The organism is Streptomyces sp. NPDC007991 (genome assembly GCF_042958445.1).
GTDB lineage: Bacteria > Actinomycetota > Actinomycetes > Streptomycetales > Streptomycetaceae > Streptomyces.
The window spans coordinates 348410-367444 of sequence record NZ_JBIBJD010000001.1 but is presented as its reverse complement, the minus strand read 5'-3'; the positions used below and the strand labels follow the sequence as shown (position 1 = coordinate 367444).

Genomic DNA, 19035 nt, shown 5'->3' with positions numbered 1-19035 from the left:
CCGGGGGAGGGAGCGCGCATGGACGGCCGGCCCTTGTATCTCGAACCCCGACTGGAAGCACGGCTCGGTTCGCTGCTGGCCGCGACGGGGACGCTGCACTCGCTCACGGACGCGCTCGGCTCACCCCTGCACATCGTGGTGCCCGACCAGATCGCCGAGAACCTGGAGCGGTTCCGCGCGGTGTACCGCAGGCATCACCTGTCCGGCCAGGTCTTCTACGCCCACAAGGCGAACCGGTCCAGCGCGCTGCTGCGCCGGCTCGCCGCCACGGACGCGGGCGTGGACGTCGCGTCCGTGGGCGAGTTGCAGCACGCGCTGGGGGCCGGTTTCACCGCCGGCCGGATCACGGCCACGGGTCCGAAGGACCCCGAGTTCCTGTGGCTCGCGGCCCTCACGGGCGTCACGGTCGCCGTCGACGGCGTCGCCGAACTGGACCAGGTCGCCGCGCTGGTACGCAAGCACGCGCTCGCGCCGGTGCGGGTGCTGCCGCGGCTGTCGGGGTTCGAGACGTCGGGGGTGAAGGTCCTGAGCCGGCGCAGCCGGTTCGGCACGCCTGTACGGGAGTTGGAGCCGCTGCTGGAGGCGGTCGAGCGGCACGGCGACGCGGTGGAGCTGACGGGCGTGGCCTACCACCTGGACACCACGAGCGTCGCGGAGAAGGCGAGCGCCCTCGAAGGGGCCCTGGCGGCCCTGGAGGCGTGCCGGAGCCGGGGGCTGCGGCCCCGGGCCGTGGACGTCGGCGGCGGATTCGGCGTCAGTTACCTCGCCGATCGGGAGCAGTGGGAGGCGTACACGAGCGCGCTCACGGCCGCCGTCCTGGGCCGCCGTCCGCCTCTGACCTGGGGCGGGCACGGCTACGGGCTGCGCAGCGAGTCGGGCACCCTGCGCGGCGCGCTCGGCCTCTACCCCGCCCACCGGCCCGTCGCCGGCGCGGCCTATCTGGACGAGTTGCTGGCCCAGCCCGCCGCCTCGCTGGGCGGCCGTCCGCTGGCCGCGCTGCTGCTGGAGCACCTCTACGACCTGCACAGCGAGCCCGGCCGGGCACTGCTGGACCAGTGCGGGCTGACGCTGGCGAGGGTGCTGGAGGTCCGCTCCCAGGAGGCGGACGGCGCGCTGCTCGTACGGCTGGCCGCGAAGGCGGACGACATCGCCCTGGAGGACCACGGAGTGCTGCTGGACCCGGTCGTCGTCCCCAGAAGCGGAGCCGGGCCGGGCGAGGGGCCCGTGGCCGTCCACCTCTTCGGCGGCCTGTGCCTGGAGACCGACCTGATCACCCGGCGTACGGTCTTCCTGCCGCGCCGCCCGGTCCCCGGCGACCTGCTGGCCTTCGCCAACACGGCCGGCTACGCCATGGACTTCCACGCCACCCGCGCCCAGCACCAGCCCGCCGCCCGCAAGGTCGCCGCCTGGCAGGACGGCGACGCCTGGCGCTGGTGCCTGGATGAGCAGTTCTGGCCGATCACGCCCTCGGGGGGAGCCCAGTGAGGTACGACAGCATCACCGAGGCCATGGGCAACACCCCGCTGGTGCGGATCGACCCGGCCGTGCACGGCCTGCGCAACATCGACCTGTTCGCGAAGCTGGAGATGCTCAACCCCTTCGGCTCGGTCAAGGACCGGGCGGCCTGGAACATGGCGCGTCCGCTGCTGGCCGAGGCGGTCGAACACGGCAGCCAGGTCGTGGAGTTGTCCAGCGGCAACACGGCGAAGGCACTGGCCGTCCTCGCGGGCATGCACGGCCTGGGTTTCAAGAGCGTCACCAACCGGATGCGGGTCCCGGAGATCAAGGACCTCCTGCTGCTGCTCGGAGCGGAGATCGAGGAGCTGCCGGGGCAGAGCGAGTGCCTGGACCCGACCGCGACGGACGATCCGCTGACCCTCTTCCACCGCACGCTGTCCGCCTCCGGCAGCACCTACCTCCACACGGACCAGTACTTCAACCCGCGCAACACCGAGGCACATCTCACCGGCACCGGCCCGGAGATCGTCAAGGACCTGGACGGCCGGGTGCCGGACTGGTTCGTCGCCTGTGTGGGCACGGCCGGTTCCTCCACGGGCGTGGCCCGCGCCCTGCGGGAGGAGGATCCCTCGGTGCGGGTGGTCGGGCTGGTCGCGGCCAAGTCGGACTTCATCCCCGGGATCCGCACCATCGACGAGGTGCAGGAGGTCGGCCTGTTCGACCCGGAGACGTACGACGCGATGGAGTCGGTCGGCTCCGACGAGGCGATCGAGGGGATGCTGACCCTGAACCGCCGCTGCGGCATCCTGGGCGGCCCCACCGGGGGCGCCGCCTACCACGGGGCCGTCCGTCATCTGCGCGCCGTCGACGAGGAGTTGACCGAGCGCCGGACGGCGGTGTTCATCGTCTGCGACCGCGTGGAGAGCTATCTGAGCTACGTCCGGCAGCGGCGGCCCGACCTGCTGGGCCGGCCGCCCCGGAAGAACTCGCCGGCCGATCTGACCGAGGCGGAGGTCGGCGGGGCGCCGTCGGTCACGGTGGCCGAGGCCCGGCGGTGGATCGACTCCGAGGGGCCGCTCGTGGTCGACCTGCGCAGCCCCTTCGCGTACGCGGCGCTGCACATCGACGGGTCGGTCAACATCGTCGACGAGATGTTCGCCGAACTCCTCCAGGGCGGCCTGCCGTTCAGCCGCAGCCGTCCGGTGCTGCTGGCGTGCCCGGTGGGCGAGCAGTCCGCCCGGTACGCGGCGCTGCTGACCCGGATGGGCCATCCCGGCGTGCGCAGTCTGGCCGGCGGCATCATCGCCTGGCGGGACGCGGGCGCGCCCCTGGTGCGGGACTGACCGCCATGACCGCACCCGCGATCCACGACGACCTGCGCTCGTGGCAGCAGGCGCTGCGCGCCCAGTTCCCCATCGTCACCGGGCACCCGGAGCTGGCGTACCTGGACAGCGCGGCGACGGCACAGAAGCCGCAGGCGGTGCTGGACGCCGTACAGAGGTATCTCACCACCGGCAACGCGAACGCGGCACGCGGCACCTACACATGGGCCAACCGGACGACGGAGCTGGTCGAGCGCACCCGCGGGCGCGTCGCCCGGTTCCTCGGAGACCGGCGACCCGAGCGCTCCGCCGTCCACTTCACGAGCGGCACGACCGAGGGGCTGCGCACCATCGCCCGCGACTGGCTGCCGGGGTTCCTGCGCGACGGCGACGAGATCGTCGTACCGGACGCCGACCACCAGGCCAATATCGCGCCCTGGCGGGAGGCCCAGCGGCTGCTGGCCCGCGAGGGCACGCACGTCCGGGTGGTGCCGATGCCGTACCAGAGCGGTTCCGGGGACTACGACCACCGGGCGCTGGCCGAACGGGCCGGGCCGCGCACCCGGTTCGTCGCCACGACCCATGTGCACCATGTCTACGGCGGCGACATGAACGCGCGGCGCATCCGCCGGGCGGTCGGCCCGGACGCGGTGATCTGTCTGGACGCGGCGCAGAGCGTCGGGCATCTGCCGGTGTCCGTGGCCGAGCTGGACGTCGACTTCGTCGTCTTCTCCGGGCACAAGGCGCTGGCCCTGCCCGGCTCCGGGGCGGTGTGGGCCCGGCAGGCGCGCGGCCCGGCGTTCACGCCCGGCGGGTGGAGCGGCACCCCGAACACCGTCGGCATCGCCTCGCTCGAAGCGGCCCTCGACTGGCTGGACGCCGCCGGCGTGGAGCGCGTCGAGCAGTGGACGGTCGCCCTGGCGGCCCGGCTCACCGAGGGGCTGCGCCACCTGGACTCCTACGAGGTCCTCGGCTGCCCGCTGAGCCTGGCCGCCGACTCGACCGTGCAGCGGCGCCAGGGCATCGTCACCCTGCGGCATCGCGCGATCGACTCGGGCGACCTGGGGTTCATCCTCTTCAGCCACGGTTTCATGGTCCGCTCGGACCACCACTGCCAGGGCGACGCGGGCGAGAAGACCGGCTCGGTCCGGGTGAGTCTGCATGTGTACAACACCGTTGAGGAGATCGACCGGCTGCTGTCCGTCCTCGGTTCACTCGCGTGACTCCACCGACTATACGTAATGGGAACCGTTTCCACCTGTAGGCTCGGACCGGCAAGGATCGGGTGCGAGACGGCAAGGTGGCGCGACCGGATGGGACTGAGTCTGGCGACGGCGGAGCGATGGGTGGAGCGCTGGGAGCTCCAGCAGCGGCGGTACGCGGTCGACCGCGAGGAGCGGTTCACGGTGATCGCCGATGTCGTCGAGCACGTGACGGCCGGGCGAGGTTCCCGGCCCCTGATCGTCGACCTGGGCTGCGGACCCGGCTCTCTGGCGGCCCGGCTGGTCCGGCGGCTGCCGGAGGCGGAGATCGTCGCCGTGGACCGCGATCCCGTACTGCTGGAGCTGGGCCGGACCCACCACCCGGACGCGGCCCGCTACGTCGACGCCGAGATCGGCGCACCCGGCTGGACCTGGGCGCTGGACCTGGACCGGCCCCTGGACGCGGCCGTCTCCACGACGGCCCTGCACTACCTCGACCGCGACACCCTGCTGCGCGTCTACCGGCAGCTCGCCGCGCTGCTGCGGCCCGGCGGCGTCCTCGTCAACGGCGACCACCTCCCCCAGGACGCCACGGGCCCGGCCGGGATCGCCGCCCATGTCGGACGGTGCCGGGCCGACCGGCAGCGGGTGTTCGCGCACGAGGACTGGGACTCCTGGTGGGCCGCCGTCGCCGACGAGCCCGAGCTGACGGACCTGCTCGCCGAGCGCCGCCGCCGCGAGGCGCCCCTCGGCACCGGCAGCCCCGCCGAACTGCCCCTCTCCGCCCATCTGGAGTTGCTGCGGCAGGCGGGCTTCGCCACGGCGGGCCCGGTCTGGCAGTACGGCGACAGCTGCGTGGTCGTCGCGGTTCGCTGACGCCGCCGCCACGTCGCGCGTCACCCGGGCGCCGCCCCGGCTCGCGGGCGGCGCCGGCCGCCCGGACAATACATGCAGGAATCGCTATATGTTAATGTCGCTATGACAGCCCCGGCCGACGCGTCGCGGGCAGCACGCGCACACGCAAGGAGCCACCCCATGACCACCGCCGGACACCTCACCCACGACAACCACGCGCACGCCCACGGCGACGACTGCGGCCACGTCGCCTTCACGCACGGCGACCACACGGACTACGCCCACGACGGCCACATCCACCGGATGCACGAGGACCACGTCGACGAGTGCGTGAACGGCGGCCATGTGGTGCACCAGAACCACGACCACCAGCACGGCGACAACTGCGGCCATCCGGCCGTGCGGCACGACGACCACACCGACTACGTGCACGACGGTCACCGGCACGCCGCCCACGAGGGACACTGGGACGACCACTGAGGCACCCGCCCGGAATACTGGAAATCGTTGTCATATGCTAATGTGTGCATATGACAACGACGCCCTCTCCTCCGACGGACGAACCGGACCAGACCCTGCAGACGGCCAGCGAGCTGCTGCGCGCGCTGGCCTCGCCCGTCCGGCTGGGGATCGTGCGCGAACTGTCCGGCGGCGGTAAGTACGTCCATGAGCTGGTGACCGCGCTGGGCGTGAGCCAGCCGCTGGTCTCCCAGCATCTGCGGGTGCTGCGCACGTCCCGGATCGTCGCCGCCCGGCGTCAGGCCCGCGAGACGCGGTACACCCTCACCGACGACCATGTGGCGCACATCGTGCTGGACGCCATCCGGCACGCACAGGAGTAGCACACCCGGGCAGCGCACACCGAGACGGCCGCCCGGCAGCAAGCCGGGCGCCCGTCTCGGCGGGGACCCCGCACTCAGCCCTGGGTCAGGGTGATGGCCTGCTCGTGCACCGCGTGGAAGCGGGGCAGCGGCAGGCCGCTGAGGGTGCGCAGTTCCATGACGGTCGCCTCGACGCGGGCCGCGCCGGGCACGAGCGCGCCGGACAGGGGGCGGCCCGTGTTCTCCCAGCGGTGCTCCGCGCCGTCGCACACGGCCCGGGTGCCGCCGATGCCGTAGCGGATGGTGGAGGAGCCCTGGCCCACGGAGGAGCTGACGTAAACCGGGCCGCTGGAGCCCTGACAGCGGTAGGTGCCGGAGAGGGTGACGGTGCCGTCGGCGGTGATCCGGCCGACCGAGTCGACCGTCACGGCCTCGGACGGGGTGGGCACGGCGGTGGCGGGCGTCGCGGCGGCGCCGGTGAGCAGGAGCAGCGCGGCACCGGCCGCCGCGCCGAGAAGAGGACGTAGACGCATGGGGGAAACCTCCCGAACAGAGTGGAGTTACGGCTTCCACTCGTACCGGGCCTGCGGCCCGGCGCCCGTGACCCTCACCCCTTCGGTGGCGAGTCCGCCCCGCCGCTACTCCAGCACCGCGAAGCCGTCCAGTTCCACCAGCGCCTCCTCGTCCCACAGCCGGACGACCTCGACGACCGCCATGGCCGGGTAGTCGCGGCCCGCCAGTTTCCGCCAGAGGCGGCCCAGTTCCGGGGCGTGGGCGCGGTACGCGGCGACGTCCGTGGCGTAGACGGTGACGCGGGCCAGGTCGGAGGGTGTGCCGCCGGCCGCCGCGAGGGCGGTCAGCAGGTTGGCGAGGGCCTTCTCGAACTGTTCCGGCAGCGTCGCGCCGGTCACCTTGCCGTCCCCGTCGAGGGCGGTCTGCCCCGCCAGGAACACCACCCGGGACCCGGAGGCCACGACGGCGTGCGAGAAACCCGCCGGCGGGCAGAGACCCGGCGGATTGACACGTTCGGCGGTCACCGGGCCTCCTGGTGGGCCGCGTACGACTCCGCCGCGTACAACTCCTTGGCGATGATGCCGCGTTGGACCTCGCTGGCGCCCTCGTAGATGCGGGGGGCACGCACCTCCCGGTAGAGGTGTTCGAGCAGGTGACCCCGTTGCAGCGCGCGGGCGCCGTGCAACTGGACGGCCGTGTCGACGACGTACTGCGCGGTCTCGGTGGCGAGCAGCTTCGCCATGGCGGCGCGCCGGGGCACGTCCGGGGCGCCCTCGTCGTACGCCGCCGCCGCCGCGTAGACCATCAGCCGGGCCGCCTCCGTACGCAGGGCCATCTCGGCGACCTGGTGGGAGACGGTCTGCAGGTCCCGCAGCTTGCCGCCGAAGGCGTCCCGTCCGGCGGTGTGGGCGAGGGCCGCGTCGAGGGCCGCCTGCGCCATGCCGACCGCGAAGGCGCCGACGCTGGGGCGGAACAGGTTGAGCGTCCCCATGGCGACCCGGAACCCCCGGTCCACCTCGCCGAGCACGTCGTCGGCCGTCACCGGCACGGCGTCGAAGTCGAGCGAGCCGATGGGATGCGGGGAGAGCATGTCGAGCCCGGCACCGGTCAGCCCCGGCCGATCGCCCGGGACGAGAAACGCCGTGACGCCCCGCGCCCCCGCTCCCGGGGTGGTCCGCGCGAAGACGGTGCAGAAGTCGGCCTCGGGGGCGTTGGAGATCCAGCATTTCTCGCCGGTGAGACGCCAGCGGCCGGGGCCGTCGGGGGTGGCGGCCAGGTTCAGCGCCGCCGCGTCCGATCCCGCCTGCGGCTCGCTCAGGGCGAAGGCCGCGATCGCCGTGCCGTCGGTCACCGGGGGGAGCCAGCGCGCGCGTTGGGCCTCCGTGCCGTGGGCGTGGACCGGGTGGGCGCCCAGGCCCTGGAGGGCCAGGGCCGTCTCGGCCTCCGTGCAGGCCTGGGCGAGGGACTCCCGCATCAGGCACAGGTCGAGCGCGCCCGAGGTGAAGAGGCGGCCGAGCAGGCCGAGGCCGCCGAGTTCGGCGACCAGGGCCCGGTTCACCCGGCCCGGTTCGCCCTTGTCGGCCAGCGGGCGGAGCCGCTCCACGGCGAGGGCGCGCAGCTCGGCGCACCAGGCGAGTTGTGCCGGTTCGAGCGAGAATGCGGTCATCACCGGTCCCTTCTGCGCCACCCCTGCCTCCCGGCCGGGCCACTCCGAGGTTATCGCGGACCGTTGACTGCCGTCACCAACACGATACGCTCCTGGAGCGAGCCCACCACGCCAAGGGGGCGAATCGTATGAATCCACGGGGTACGGCCCACGTCGACACCTTCGCCCGTGACCATCTGCCACCCCCGGACCAATGGCCCGAGCTCCGTTTCGACCTGCCGGAGCTGCGCTACCCCGAACGGCTCAACTGCGCCGCCGAGTTGCTGAACGGCCCGCCCGACGACCGCCCGGCGTTCCTCACCGCCACCGGCGAGCCGTGGACGTACGGTGATCTGCGCGCCCGCGTCGACCGCGTCGCCCACCTGCTCACCGGCGAACTCGGCGTCGTCCCCGGCAACCGGGTGCTGCTGCGCGGCCCCACCACACCGTGGCTCGCGGCCTGCTGGCTGGCGGTGCTGAAGGCGGGGGCCGTCGCGGTCACCGTGCTCGCCCAGCAGCGCCCGCACGAGCTGAGCGCGATGTGCGAGATCGCCCGCGTCCGGCACGCGCTGTGCGACATCCGGGCCCTCGACGACCTCGCCAAGGCCGAGATCCCGCACCTGCGGATCACGTCCTACAACGGTGACGCCCCGGACGACCTCCTCAACCGCCCGGCGCCCGGCACGCCCTACGAGGCCGTCGACACGGCGGCCGACGACGTCGCGCTGATCGCCTTCACCTCCGGCACCACCGGCCGCCCCAAGGGCTGCGTGCACCTCCACCGGGACGTCCTGGCCATCGCCGACACCTTCTCCCGGCACGTGCTGCGCCCACGCGCCGACGACGTGTTCACGGGCAGCCCCCCGCTCGGCTTCACCTTCGGCCTCGGCGGGCTGGTGGTCTTCCCGCTGCGGGCCGGGGCGAGTGCCCTGCTGCTCGAACAGGCCGGTCCGAAGCAGTTGCTGCCGGCCGTCGCCCGGCACCGGGTGTCCGTGCTGTTCACGGCCCCCACGGCGTACCGCGCGATGCTCGACGAGCTCGACGGGTACGACGTCTCGTCCCTGCGCCGCTGCGTCTCGGCCGGCGAGAACCTGCCGGCGGCCACCTGGCGGGCCTGGCACGAACGCACCGGGCTGCGCCTGATCAACGGCATCGGCGCCACCGAGCTGCTGCACATCTTCATCTCCGCCGCCGACGAGCGGATCCGCCCCGGCACGACGGGCCTGCCCGTGCCGGGCTGGCACGCGCGCGTGCAGGACGAGCACGGCGAGCCGGTGCCCGACGGGGAGCCGGGGCTGCTCGCGGTGCGCGGACCGGTCGGCTGCCGCTACCTCGCCGACCCGCGGCAGCGGGAGTACGTCCGCGGCGGCTGGAACGTCACCGGCGACACCTACGTCCGCGAACCCGACGGCTACTTCCGGTACGTCGCCCGCGCCGACGACATGATCATCTCGGCCGGGTACAACATCGCCGGACCGGAGGTCGAGGACGCGCTGCTGCGGCACCCGGACGTGGTGGAGGCGGCGGTCGTGGGACGGCCCGACGAGGAGCGGGGGCAGGTCGTGGTCGCCTTCGCCGTCCTCAAGGAGGGCGCCGACCGGGACGCCGGGGCGCTGCGCACCTTCGTGAAGAGCGAGCTTGCACCGTACAAGTGCCCGCGGGAGATCGTCTTCCTGGACGCGCTGCCGCGCACGGCCACCGGCAAGCTCCAGCGGTTCAGGCTGCGCACGGGAGAGCTCCTCCCGGACGGCGGCACCGAAGACGACCGGGAGTGACCCGTACGACCTAAGATGATCAACGTGTCCGACCAGCATGCACCACGGTCTCTCATCGTCACGCTCTACGGCGCGTACGGCCGCTTCGCGACGGGTCCCGTGCCCGTCGCCGAACTGATCCGGCTGCTCGCCGCGGTCGGTGTCGACGCCCCGTCCGTACGCTCCTCGGTGTCACGGCTGAAGAGACGCGGACTGCTCGTGCCCGCCCGCACCGCCCAGGGCGCGGCCGGGTACGAACTGTCCCGGGACGCCCGCCAGTTGCTCGACGACGGCGACCGGCGCATCTACGCCACGGCACCGCCCGGGGACGAGGGCTGGGTGCTCGCGGTGTTCTCCGTGCCGGAGTCGGAGCGGCAGAAGCGGCACGTGCTGCGCTCCCGGCTGGCCGGTCTCGGTTTCGGCACGGCCGCGCCGGGCGTGTGGATCGCGCCCGCGCGGCTGTACGAGGAGACCCGGCACACGCTCCAGCGGCTGCGCCTGGACGCGTACGTCGACTTCTTCCGCGGCGACCACCTCGGCTTCGCCCCGACCGCGCAGGCCGTGGCCCGCTGGTGGGACCTGGCCGCCATCGCCAAGGAGCACGAGGCGTTCCTCGACCGCCACGAACGCGTCCTGCGCGACTGGGAGAAGCGCGAGGACACCCCGCCGGAGGAGGCCTACCACGACTACCTCCTCGCCCTGGACTCCTGGCGCCACCTGCCCTACACCGACCCGGGCCTGCCGTCCGAACTGCTCCCGCAGGACTGGCCGGGCACCCGCTCGTCGGAGGTGTTCCAGGCCCTGCACGAACGGCTGCGGGACGCGGGCGCCGAGTTCGTCAACCGAGCCGAATGATCCTGTCTCTGCCCGTCAGTGACAACGTCTGGCCGCCCATGACTCAGCTGTCCAGGCTCAACCGCGGCTTGGGCGCGTCCGTGCGGCCCGTCCGGGGGCGGCGGCTGCCCGCTCGGTACGGGGCCGGCCAGACGGCGCCGGGGCCCGTGTAGCCCTGTTCGGCCGCGGCGTGCAGCGTCCAGTGCGGGTCGTACAGGTGCGGGCGGGCCAGGGCGCACAGGTCCGTGCGGCCCGCCAGGATCAGGGAGTTGACGTCGTCCCAGGAGGAGATCGCGCCGACCGCGATCACCGGGATGCCGGTGGTGTGGCGGATCCGGTCCGCGAACGGGGTCTGGTACGACCGCCCGAACTCGGGCCTCTCGTCCGCCACGACCTGCCCCGTCGACACGTCGATCGCGTCGGCGCCGTGCGCGGCGAAGGCCCGGGCGATCTCGACGGCGTCCTCGGCCGTGGTCCCGCCCTCGGCCCAGTCGGTGGCGGAGATCCGGACGGTCATGGGCCGCTCCCCCGGCCAGACGTTGCGTACGGCGTCGAACACCTCCAGCGGGAAACGCAGCCGCTTCTCCAGGCAGCCGCCGTAGGCGTCGGTGCGGCGGTTGGTCAGCGGGGAGAGGAAGCCGGAGAGCAGATAGCCGTGGGCGCAGTGCAGTTCGAGCAGGTCGAATCCGGCCCGGGCGGCACGGCAGGCGGCGGCCGCGAACTGCTCGCGGATGTCGGTGAGCTGGGCGCGGGACAGCTCGCGCGGAGTCTGGCCGAAGGGCTTGTACGGGAGCGCGGACGCGGCCACGAGCGGCCAGTTGCCCTCCTGGAGCGGCTCGTCCATGCCCTCCCACATCACCTTCGTGGAGCCCTTGCGGCCGCTGTGGCCGAGCTGCACGCCGATCGCGGTGCCGGGAGCCCGCTCGTGCACGAAGTTCGTGATCCGCCGCCAGGCCTCGGCCTGGCGGCCGGTGTAGAGGCCGGCGCAGCCGGGCGTGATCCTGCCCTCCTCGCTGACGCACACCATCTCGGTCATCACCAGCCCGGCCCCGCCCATCGCCCGTGCGCCGAGGTGGACGAGGTGGAAGTCGCCGGGGACGCCGTCGACCGCCGAGTACATGTCCATGGGCGAGACGACGACCCGGTTGCGCAGGGTCAGGCCGCGCAGCCGGAACGGTGTGAACATCGGGGGCGTGCCGGGCGGGCAGCCGAACTCCCGCTCCACCGCCTCCGTGAAGCGCGCGTCGCGCAGCCGCAGGTTGTCGTGGGTGACCCGGCGGCTGCGGGTGAGCAGGTTGAAGGCGAACTGGCGGGGCGGCTGGTCCAGGTACCGGGCGAGGTCCTCGAACCACTCCAGGCTGGCCCGGGCCGCGCGCTGCGTGGAGGCGACGACGGGCCGCCGCTCCGCCTCGTACGCGGTCAGGGCCTCGTCCAGGGTGTCCTGTTCCTCCAGGCAGGCGGCGAGGGCCAGGGCGTCCTCGACGGCGAGCTTGGTGCCGGAGCCGATGGAGAAGTGGGCGGTGTGGGCGGCGTCGCCGAGGAGGACGACGTTGCCGTGCGACCAGCGGTCGTTGACGACCGTGCGGAAGGTCGTCCAGGTGGAGTTGTTCGACTTCAGGGGGCGGCCGCGGAGCGCCTCCGCGAAGATCTTGGCGCAGCGTTCGACCGACTCCGCTTCGCCGAGTTCGTCGAAGCCGGCCGCGTGCCAGACCTCTTCGCGCATCTCGATGATGACGGTGGAGGCGCCGCATTGATTCGGCGGCCCGGAGGGCCTCGTTGAGGGGTGGTGGTCGGGTGACGGGCGGGCGTAGGGGTAGCCGTGGAGTTGCATCACGCCGTGTTCGGTTTCGGCGATCTCGAAGCGGAAGGAGTCGAAGGGGAAGTCGGCGGCGAGCCAGATGTAGCGGCAGCGGTGGGTGGTGACGCGGGGGCGGAAGACGTCCGCGTGGGCCTCGCGGGTGCTGCTGTGGACGCCGTCCGCGGCGATGACCAGGTCATGGGTCTGTGCGAGGTCGTGCGGGGCCTCGGTGTGGAAGCGGAGGTCGACGCCGAGATCGCGGCAGCGGGTGTGGAGGATGTCGAGGAGGCGTTTTCTGCCGAGTGCGGCGAATCCGTGGCCGCCCGAGGTGTGCCGTACGCCTCGGTGGACGATGTCGATGTCGTCCCAGCGGACGAAGTGCCTCTGGAGGGCCTCGTAGACGTGGGGGTCCGCGTGTTCTATGCCGCCGAGGGTTTCGTCGGAGAGGACGACTCCGAAGCCGAAGGTGTCGTCGGGGGCGTTGCGTTCCCAGACGGTGATGTCGCGGGTGGGGTCGAGGCGTTTGAGGAGGGCGGCGGCGTAGAGGCCGCCGGGGCCGCCGCCGATGACGGCCACGCGTAGGGGGTGGCTTGTGTCGTGGTGCGGCTGCGGGTGCGTGGGGCCTGATCGCGCAGTTCCCCGCGCCCCTGAGGGTGACGCGCTCACCGTCCGCTCCATTTGGGAGGGCGCTTGTCCGTGAACGCCGCGTGGAACTCCGCGTAGTCCTCTCCTGTCATCAGGAGGGCCTGCGTCGAGGCGTCGAGTTCCACCGAGGCCGCCAGGGGCATGTCCAGTTCTGCCGTGAGGAGGGCTTTCGTCTGGGCGTACGCCAGGGCCGGGCCCTGCGCCAGGCGGAGGGCCAGGTGGTGTGCCGCCTCGTCTGTGCGGCCCTCCTCCGTCAGTTCGCTGATCAGGCCGATGCGCTCCGCCTCGGGAGCCCGGACCGGGTCGCCCAGCATCAGCAGGCGGGTGGCGTGGCCGAGGCCCACGACCCTGGGCAGGAGGTAGGCCGCGCCCATGTCGCCGCCGGAGAGGCCGACGCGGGTGAAGAGGAAGGCGAAGCGGGCCGTGGGGTCGGCGACCCGGAAGTCGGCGGCCAGGGCGAGGACCGCTCCGGCGCCGGCCGCCACGCCCTGGACCGCCGCGATCACGGGGAAGGGGCATTCCCGGATGGCGCGCACCACCTGCCCGGTCATCCGGTTGAAGTCGAGGAGCTGGGCGGTGTCCATGGCCAGCGTGGCACCGATGATCTCGTCGACGTCACCACCGGAGCAGAAGCCGCGGCCCTCGCCGGCCAGCACCAGGGCCCGTACGGACCGCTCCCGGGACAGCTCCGCGAGCAGGTCGCGCAGGTCGGCGTAGGCCCCGAAGGTGAGCGCGTTGAGCTTCTCGGGGCGGGCCAGGGTGACGGTGGCGACGCCGTCGGTGACGTCGACGCGCAGATGCTCCCAGCTCGGGGTGCGGGCGGCGGAGCCGGTGAAGGGACTCATGACGTGCGGCCTCCTCGGGCGGGCACTGCCTCACTGAGCCTTACCCCATGAAGTTATCACTCATTCGTGACTGTCGTCATGAGTACGCGATAGGCCGTCCGGGCAGCACTTCCTCGGGAGCCGGGTGTGAACCGGGCCGGTCACATCCGTCACAGATCATCCACACCGGCGTAACGGCGGGAGCAGCTGTGCGCGGCACCGCGTTCACCTGGGTAAGCCGTGCGGCAAGGGGGCCGCAGGGTCCCCGGCAGCGCCCCTCGCCAGGCCACGGAAGAGTGGCCCCGTACCATCCATAAGGTTGAAAGCAGGATGTCCTGCGCCATGAACGGACCCGCCTTGTACGAACTCCCCTCAGCCCCCGCCTCCTGGCGCGTCGCGCTGCCGCACACCGCCGCGGCGGTGCCCGTGGCCCGTGCCCTGGTCCGTACGGCGCTGGCCGAGCTGGAGCACGCGGCCGACCGCGACACCGCGGAGCTGCTCACGGCGGAGCTGGTGGCGAACGCCGTGGAGCACACCTCCGGCGAGACGCCGATAGAGCTGGTGGTGGAGCTGATGCCGTCGGGCTGCCAGGTCGAGGTGCACGACACCGACCCGAGGCCGCCCGGCGATCTGACGTGCCCGTCCGGCGGGCTGCCCGACCCCTGGCAGGAGCACGGGCGCGGCCTGCTGCTGATCCGCACCCTGAGCTCGTCGTGCGGACACCGGCCGACCGAGTCCGGCAAGGCGGTGTGGTTCAGGCTGCCGGTGGTGCCGGCTCAGCGGCGCCCGTCGGCCTGACGCGGTTCAGCCGAGCGTCGCGACCAGCACGGCCTTGATGGTGTGCAGACGGTTCTCCGCCTCGTCGAAGACGACGGAGTGCGCCGACTCGAAGACCTCGTCCGACACCTCCAGGTACTCCAGGCCGTGGGCCGCGTGGACCTCCTGGCCGACCTTGGTGCCGAGGTCGTGGAAGGCGGGCAGGCAGTGCAGGAACTTCACGTCCGGGTTGCCGGTGGCGCGCAGGACGTCCATGGTCACGGCGTACGGGGCGAGGGCGGTGATGCGCTCGGCCCAGACCTCCTTCGGCTCGCCCATCGAGACCCAGACGTCGGTGGCGACGAAGTCGGCGCCCCGGACGCCCTCGTCCACGGCCTCGGTGAGGGTGATGCGGGCCCCGCTGGTCTCGGCGAGCGCGCGCGCCCGGTCGACGACCTCCTCGGCCGGCCAGTACTCCTTCGGGGCGACGAGACGCACGTCCATGCCGAGCAGGGCGCCGGTGACCAGGTAGGAGTTGCCCATGTTGAAGCGGGCGTCGCCCAGGTAGGCGAAGGCGATCCGAGCCGGCGGCTTGGCGCAGTGCTCGGTCATGGTGAGCACGTCGGCGAGCATCTGGGTGGGGTGCCAGTCGTCGGTGAGCCCGTTGTAGACCGGCACCCCGGCGTGCGCGGCCAGCTCCTCCACCTTCCGCTGGCTGTCGCCCCGGTACTCGATCCCGTCGTACATCCGGCCCAGCACCCGCGCGGTGTCCCGCACCGACTCCTTGTGGCCGATCTGCGAGCCGGACGGGTCGAGGTACGTCGTCGAGGCGCCCTGGTCGGCGGCGGCGACCTCGAAGGCGCAGCGGGTGCGGGTGGAGGTCTTCTCGAAGATCAGCGCGATGTTCCGGCCCCGCAGGTACGGCGTCTCGGTCCCGGCCTTCTTGGCGGCCTTCAGCTCGGCGGCCAGCTCGACCAGGGAGCGGAACTCCTCCGCGGTGAAGTCCAGCTCCTTGAGGAAGTGGCGGCCGGCGAGGGCGGTCGGGACTGTCGCCATGGGGCGCTCCAGGGATACGGCGGTACGGGGACGGCAGGACTACTGGAATACTATACGAGACTCAGCATGCCTATACGTCGGCGGTATGCACTGGGTGCTTATACGGCCTCCCGTTCCACCGGGCAGCTCATGCATCGCGGGCCGCCCCTGCCCCGCCCCAGCTCGCTGCCCGGGATCTCTATCACTTCGATGCCCTGTTTGCGCAGGTGGGTGTTGGTGGTGGCGTTGCGCTCGTAGGCGACCACGACGCCCGGTTCGACGGCCAGGACGTTGCAGCCGTCGTCCCACTGCTCGCGTTCGGCCGCGTGCACGTCCTGGGTGGCGCTCAGCACCCGGATCTCGTTGAGGCCGAGCGCGGCGGCGATCGCGCGGTGCATGTGCTCCGGCGGATGGTCGGTGACCTTGAGTTCCTTCTCGCCGACGCCCGGTTCGATGGTGTAGGAGCGGAGCATGCCGAGCCCCGCGTACTGGGTGAAGGTGTCGCCGTCGACCATCGTCATCACGGTGTCGAGATGCATGAAGGCACGCCGCTTGGGCATGTCGAGGGCCACGATCGTCTCGGCGGAACCGGCGGCGAACAGCTTGTGCGCGAGCATCTCGACGGCCTGGGGCGTGGTGCGCTCGCTCATCCCGATGAGCACCGCTCCGTTGCCGATGACGAGGACGTCCCCGCCCTCGATGGTGGACGGGTAGTCGGCCTGTCCCTCGGACCAGAGGTGGAAGGTCTGGTCGCGGAACAGCGGGTGGTGCCGGTAGATCGCCTCGAAGTGCACGGTCTCGCGCTGCCGGGCGGGCCAGCGCATCGCGTTGATGGAGACGCCGTCGTAGATCCACGCGGAGGTGTCACGGGTGAAGAGGTGGTTGGGCAGCGGATCCAGCAGGAAGTCGTCCAGCTCCATGACGTGGAAGCGCACCGAGGTCGGCTCCGGGTGCACGTCGAGGAACTCGCGCTTGGTCATGCCGCCGACCAGGAGCTCGGCCAGTTCCGCCCCGGGCAGGTTCTCGAAGGCGGCTCTGAGATGGTCGGTGGCCAGCGGGCCGTACTCCTTCTCGTCGAAGACCCGGTCCAGGACGAGGGCCCTGGCCGCCGGGACCTCAAGGGCCTCGGCCAGCAGGTCACCGAAGAGGTGGACGGTGACGCCCCGGTCGCGCAGCACATCGGCGAACCCGTCGTGCTCGGCGCGGGCCCTGCGTACCCACAGCACGTCGTCGAAGAGCAGCGAGGTCTTGTTGCTGGGGGTGAGCCTTTTGAGCTCGAGATCGGGCCGGTGCAGGATGACGCGGCGCAGCCGCCCGGCCTCGGAGTGGACGTGGTAAGCCATGCCTCCATCCTGACCATCGCAGCGCCTCTTGACGCGCTGCTCGCGCGTTTCGGCGAACTCTTGTTTGCGTCTGCCTGACGACAATCGTCCGTCCGACGACGATCGGCCCGGGCGGGTCAGCCGCTGGGCAGCGGCTGGAGCAGCTCCGGCCGGGCCAGCATGCGCCGCGTCGCCCGCCCGGGTTCCAGCACGGCCCGGGCGACGATCCAGCCGGCCAGGGCATGCGGCTCGGCGGGGTCGGCGGCCAGTTGCCCGGCGTACCGGGCGAGCGCGGCGGCCGCGTCCCCGGCGGCCAGGTGCTCGTCGGCGGTGTGCGGGGCGGCGGGCCGGCCGGCGAAGGCGTGGGTGCGCACGTCGGGCCATGAAGTGCGGTCGGGGCGGAAGCGGGGGCCGTCCGACGGTATCTCCACCGCGGGGTCGACGTTGCGCAGCCGCCACTCGGTGCGGTGCAGCGCGGCGGCCGTACGGGCCCGGGTCAGGGCGGCGTACGGGACCGGTTCGCGCAGCCAGCCGTCGAGGGTGCGGGCGAGGCCCGACACCAGGGCGCGGCCCTGCGCGGTCAGACGGCCGCTGGTCAGCAGGGTGCGCACGGCGACACGGCTCTGCAGACGGCGCAGGGCGAAGAAGTAGGCGGCCCGCTCGACCGCCTCCCCCTCCTGCGCACCGGCCAGCCGGTCCCGCCAGAAACCCGCGACGCCGGTGAAGGCGTAGGCGCCGTGCAGCAGGCCGGTGAGATGGCGGGGGTCGGTGCGCCAGGGGGCGTAGTAGCGCTCGGCCCGGTCGTCCTCCAGCAGCGGGAACAGGTGGAGGAGGGCGGCCAGTTTGCTGTGCTGGAGCTCGTGCACCAGGGTTTCGGCGAGGGCGAGCGCGGAGGCCGGCCGGACGATGAGCATGCCGCCGAAGGAGTCACCGCTGGAGGCCGACACCTGCACGAAGGGCGGCGGGGGCGGGCTGGCGGAGGTGCGCCCGAAGGGCACGATCGCCCGGATCATGGCGGGGTCGACCCGCCCGGGGCCCGGTGTGCCCGGGCGCGCGAGGATCCCCGCGGCCTCCCCGAACAACCGCTGCCACTCCTGTGCCTCGTCCTCGTCGAGCCGGGCGGGGGGCAGGTGGTCGTCGAGATCGCGGTAGGGGTCGAGGTCTTCGAGGACGACGGTGACGGGGGCTCTGCCGTCGGGGCCGGTGTGGGTGAGGGTGCGCAGCGGGAGCCAGGTGCCACCTTCGGCCTGGGCACGCCGCGTCAACGGACGGCAGGTCACCCGCACCGAGCCGGTCGGGCGCCCCGGCCCGGTGACCGTCAGCTCTCCCCCGGCGGTGGTGACCCGGCCGACCGCCAGGCCCTCCTGCGCGTCGGGCAGTTGGATCATGCCGAGACCGGGCAGGGGCAACCGACCGCTGGTGAGGGGGACATCGAGGGCCGTCTCGGTGCCCGCGTGCACGGAGGCCGAGAGGGCCAGTGCGCTCAGGTGACCCGCCTCCGCCCACAGGGGTGGCCCGCTCGCCGTTCCGTGCACCCGGCGCAGCATGTGGGAGATCCAGCCGCCGGTCGCCGGCGCCAGCAGCAGGCGTTCGACCGGCTCGGGCGCCTTCTCGGCCGCCTCCTTGAGCACCCGCCAGGCTTCGGCGACCGGGGTGAGGGGGGTGGGCAGGGCGCCGAGGTGACCGAGGAGGGTGCGCAGGAGCAGCAACCGACGCGCGCGTTCTGCTCGTTCGAGGAAGGCGACGGCCGCTGCCGAGCCGCCTCCGGCGGCCAGCTCCGCGAAGAGCCGGTCCGGCATGCGGAAGGGAGCGAGGTGCTGCTCGCTGGTCATCGTCGCGGACCTCCGGTCGGGTTGGCGGACATGCGGGGACCCCGGTGCGCGTGCGGGTCTCGCACCGGGGTTCTGCCGTCAGGACGGGCAGCGGCTAATCGGCCCGGGCGCTGGGGCCTCCCTCACCGCTCCGCATGCTGCTGCGGGCGCGCAGCACCTCGGTCAGCAGGCGCGTGGTGGAAGGCAGGGCGGGGAGACCGTCCACGGCGCTCAGGGGCAGCGCCGCGAGGTCCGCCAGATCGGATTCCCAGACATCGGTCCCCGGTGTGTCGACGACCGGTTCAGGTGCGGCGGCTCCGGCGTGGTGCAGAGCGGGCGGCTGGACCAAGATGCTCCCCCTTCTCGCACGGTGGCACTCGATGCCCCGTGTCTTTCCATCATGGCCAATACCTCACGGAGCGAAAACCGTACGATCACGC

Annotated in this window: 18 protein-coding genes; 9 read left to right on the top strand and 9 right to left on the bottom strand. The window is 72.7% G+C overall.

The window, feature by feature from the left end; genetic code table 11:
* Positions 1–18 precede the first annotated feature (18 nt).
* From ACFZDA_RS01550 to ACFZDA_RS01525, 6 genes are all read left to right on the top strand, one after another.
* Positions 19–1485: an alanine racemase gene (locus ACFZDA_RS01550; RefSeq protein WP_391073199.1), complete on the top strand. Its 1467-nt coding sequence runs from the start codon at positions 19–21 to the stop codon at positions 1483–1485.
* Positions 1482–2801, top strand: a complete 1320-nt coding sequence (locus tag ACFZDA_RS01545) for a pyridoxal-phosphate dependent enzyme (protein WP_391073197.1) — start codon at positions 1482–1484, stop codon at positions 2799–2801. The genes ACFZDA_RS01550 and ACFZDA_RS01545 overlap by 4 nt, the downstream gene beginning before the upstream one ends.
* Positions 2802–2806: 5 nt before the next feature.
* Entirely contained in the window at positions 2807–4003 is a 1197-nt protein-coding gene (locus ACFZDA_RS01540; protein WP_391073194.1) for an aminotransferase class V-fold PLP-dependent enzyme, read from the top strand.
* A 90-nt stretch (positions 4004–4093) separates the two neighbouring features.
* Positions 4094–4858, top strand: a complete 765-nt coding sequence (locus tag ACFZDA_RS01535) for a methyltransferase domain-containing protein (RefSeq protein ID WP_391073191.1) — start codon at positions 4094–4096, stop codon at positions 4856–4858.
* 159 nt (positions 4859–5017) lie between these two features.
* Positions 5018–5317 (top strand): hypothetical protein, encoded by a 300-nt coding sequence (locus ACFZDA_RS01530; RefSeq protein WP_391073189.1) that lies wholly within the window; start codon positions 5018–5020, stop codon positions 5315–5317.
* A gap of 50 nt (positions 5318–5367) precedes the next feature.
* Positions 5368–5679: a metalloregulator ArsR/SmtB family transcription factor gene (locus tag ACFZDA_RS01525; RefSeq protein WP_391073186.1), complete on the top strand. Its 312-nt coding sequence runs from the start codon at positions 5368–5370 to the stop codon at positions 5677–5679.
* A 74-nt stretch (positions 5680–5753) separates the two neighbouring features.
* Here ACFZDA_RS01525 and ACFZDA_RS01520 read toward each other — a convergent pair whose 3' ends face one another.
* From ACFZDA_RS01520 to ACFZDA_RS01510, 3 genes are all read right to left on the bottom strand, one after another.
* Positions 5754–6191: a DUF6299 family protein gene (locus tag ACFZDA_RS01520; protein ID WP_391073183.1), complete on the bottom strand. Its 438-nt coding sequence runs from the start codon at positions 6189–6191 to the stop codon at positions 5754–5756.
* A gap of 105 nt (positions 6192–6296) precedes the next feature.
* Positions 6297–6695 carry a Rid family hydrolase gene (locus ACFZDA_RS01515; protein ID WP_391073180.1) on the bottom strand — a complete coding sequence of 133 codons (399 nt, stop codon included), beginning with the start codon at positions 6693–6695 and terminating at the stop codon, positions 6297–6299.
* Positions 6692–7837, bottom strand: coding sequence for an acyl-CoA dehydrogenase family protein (locus ACFZDA_RS01510; RefSeq protein ID WP_391073177.1), 1146 nt, complete (start codon positions 7835–7837; stop codon positions 6692–6694). The genes ACFZDA_RS01515 and ACFZDA_RS01510 overlap by 4 nt, the downstream gene beginning before the upstream one ends.
* Positions 7838–7965: 128 nt before the next feature.
* On the opposite strand from ACFZDA_RS01510, the gene ACFZDA_RS01505 reads away from it, so the two are divergent.
* Together ACFZDA_RS01505 and ACFZDA_RS01500 are read left to right on the top strand one after the other, a co-directional pair.
* Positions 7966–9591, top strand: a complete 1626-nt coding sequence (locus ACFZDA_RS01505) for an AMP-binding protein (protein ID WP_391073175.1) — start codon at positions 7966–7968, stop codon at positions 9589–9591.
* 15 nt (positions 9592–9606) lie between these two features.
* Entirely contained in the window at positions 9607–10425 is an 819-nt protein-coding gene (locus ACFZDA_RS01500; RefSeq protein ID WP_391073172.1) for a PaaX family transcriptional regulator C-terminal domain-containing protein, read from the top strand.
* Between the two features lie 43 nt (positions 10426–10468).
* Here ACFZDA_RS01500 and ACFZDA_RS01495 read toward each other — a convergent pair whose 3' ends face one another.
* Positions 10469–12880 (bottom strand): bifunctional salicylyl-CoA 5-hydroxylase/oxidoreductase, encoded by a 2412-nt coding sequence (locus ACFZDA_RS01495; protein ID WP_391073169.1) that lies wholly within the window; start codon positions 12878–12880, stop codon positions 10469–10471.
* Complete coding sequence (locus ACFZDA_RS01490) at positions 12865–13692, bottom strand: enoyl-CoA hydratase family protein (RefSeq protein ID WP_391073166.1); 828 nt, start codon at positions 13690–13692, stop codon at positions 12865–12867. The genes ACFZDA_RS01495 and ACFZDA_RS01490 overlap by 16 nt, the downstream gene beginning before the upstream one ends.
* 309 nt (positions 13693–14001) lie before the next feature.
* Between ACFZDA_RS01490 and ACFZDA_RS01485 the strand changes: the two genes are divergently transcribed.
* Positions 14002–14469: an ATP-binding protein gene (locus tag ACFZDA_RS01485; protein WP_391073164.1), complete on the top strand. Its 468-nt coding sequence runs from the start codon at positions 14002–14004 to the stop codon at positions 14467–14469.
* Positions 14470–14475: 6 nt separating this feature from the next.
* On the opposite strand, the gene argF is transcribed toward ACFZDA_RS01485, so the two are convergent.
* From argF to ACFZDA_RS01465, 4 genes are all read right to left on the bottom strand, one after another.
* On the bottom strand, positions 14476–15483 hold the full coding sequence (gene argF / locus ACFZDA_RS01480) for an ornithine carbamoyltransferase (RefSeq protein ID WP_391073161.1): 1008 nt from the start codon (positions 15481–15483) through the stop codon (positions 14476–14478).
* Between the two features lie 98 nt (positions 15484–15581).
* Positions 15582–16805, bottom strand: a complete 1224-nt coding sequence (locus ACFZDA_RS01475; protein WP_391073158.1) for an arginine deiminase — start codon at positions 16803–16805, stop codon at positions 15582–15584.
* 116 nt (positions 16806–16921) lie between these two features.
* A complete protein-coding gene (locus ACFZDA_RS01470) occupies positions 16922–18616 on the bottom strand; it encodes an aKG-HExxH-type peptide beta-hydroxylase (protein ID WP_391073155.1) in 1695 nt (564 codons plus the stop codon).
* A 94-nt stretch (positions 18617–18710) separates the two neighbouring features.
* A complete protein-coding gene (locus ACFZDA_RS01465; protein ID WP_391073152.1) occupies positions 18711–18944 on the bottom strand; it encodes a hypothetical protein in 234 nt (77 codons plus the stop codon).
* Positions 18945–19035: the final 91 nt, after the last annotated feature.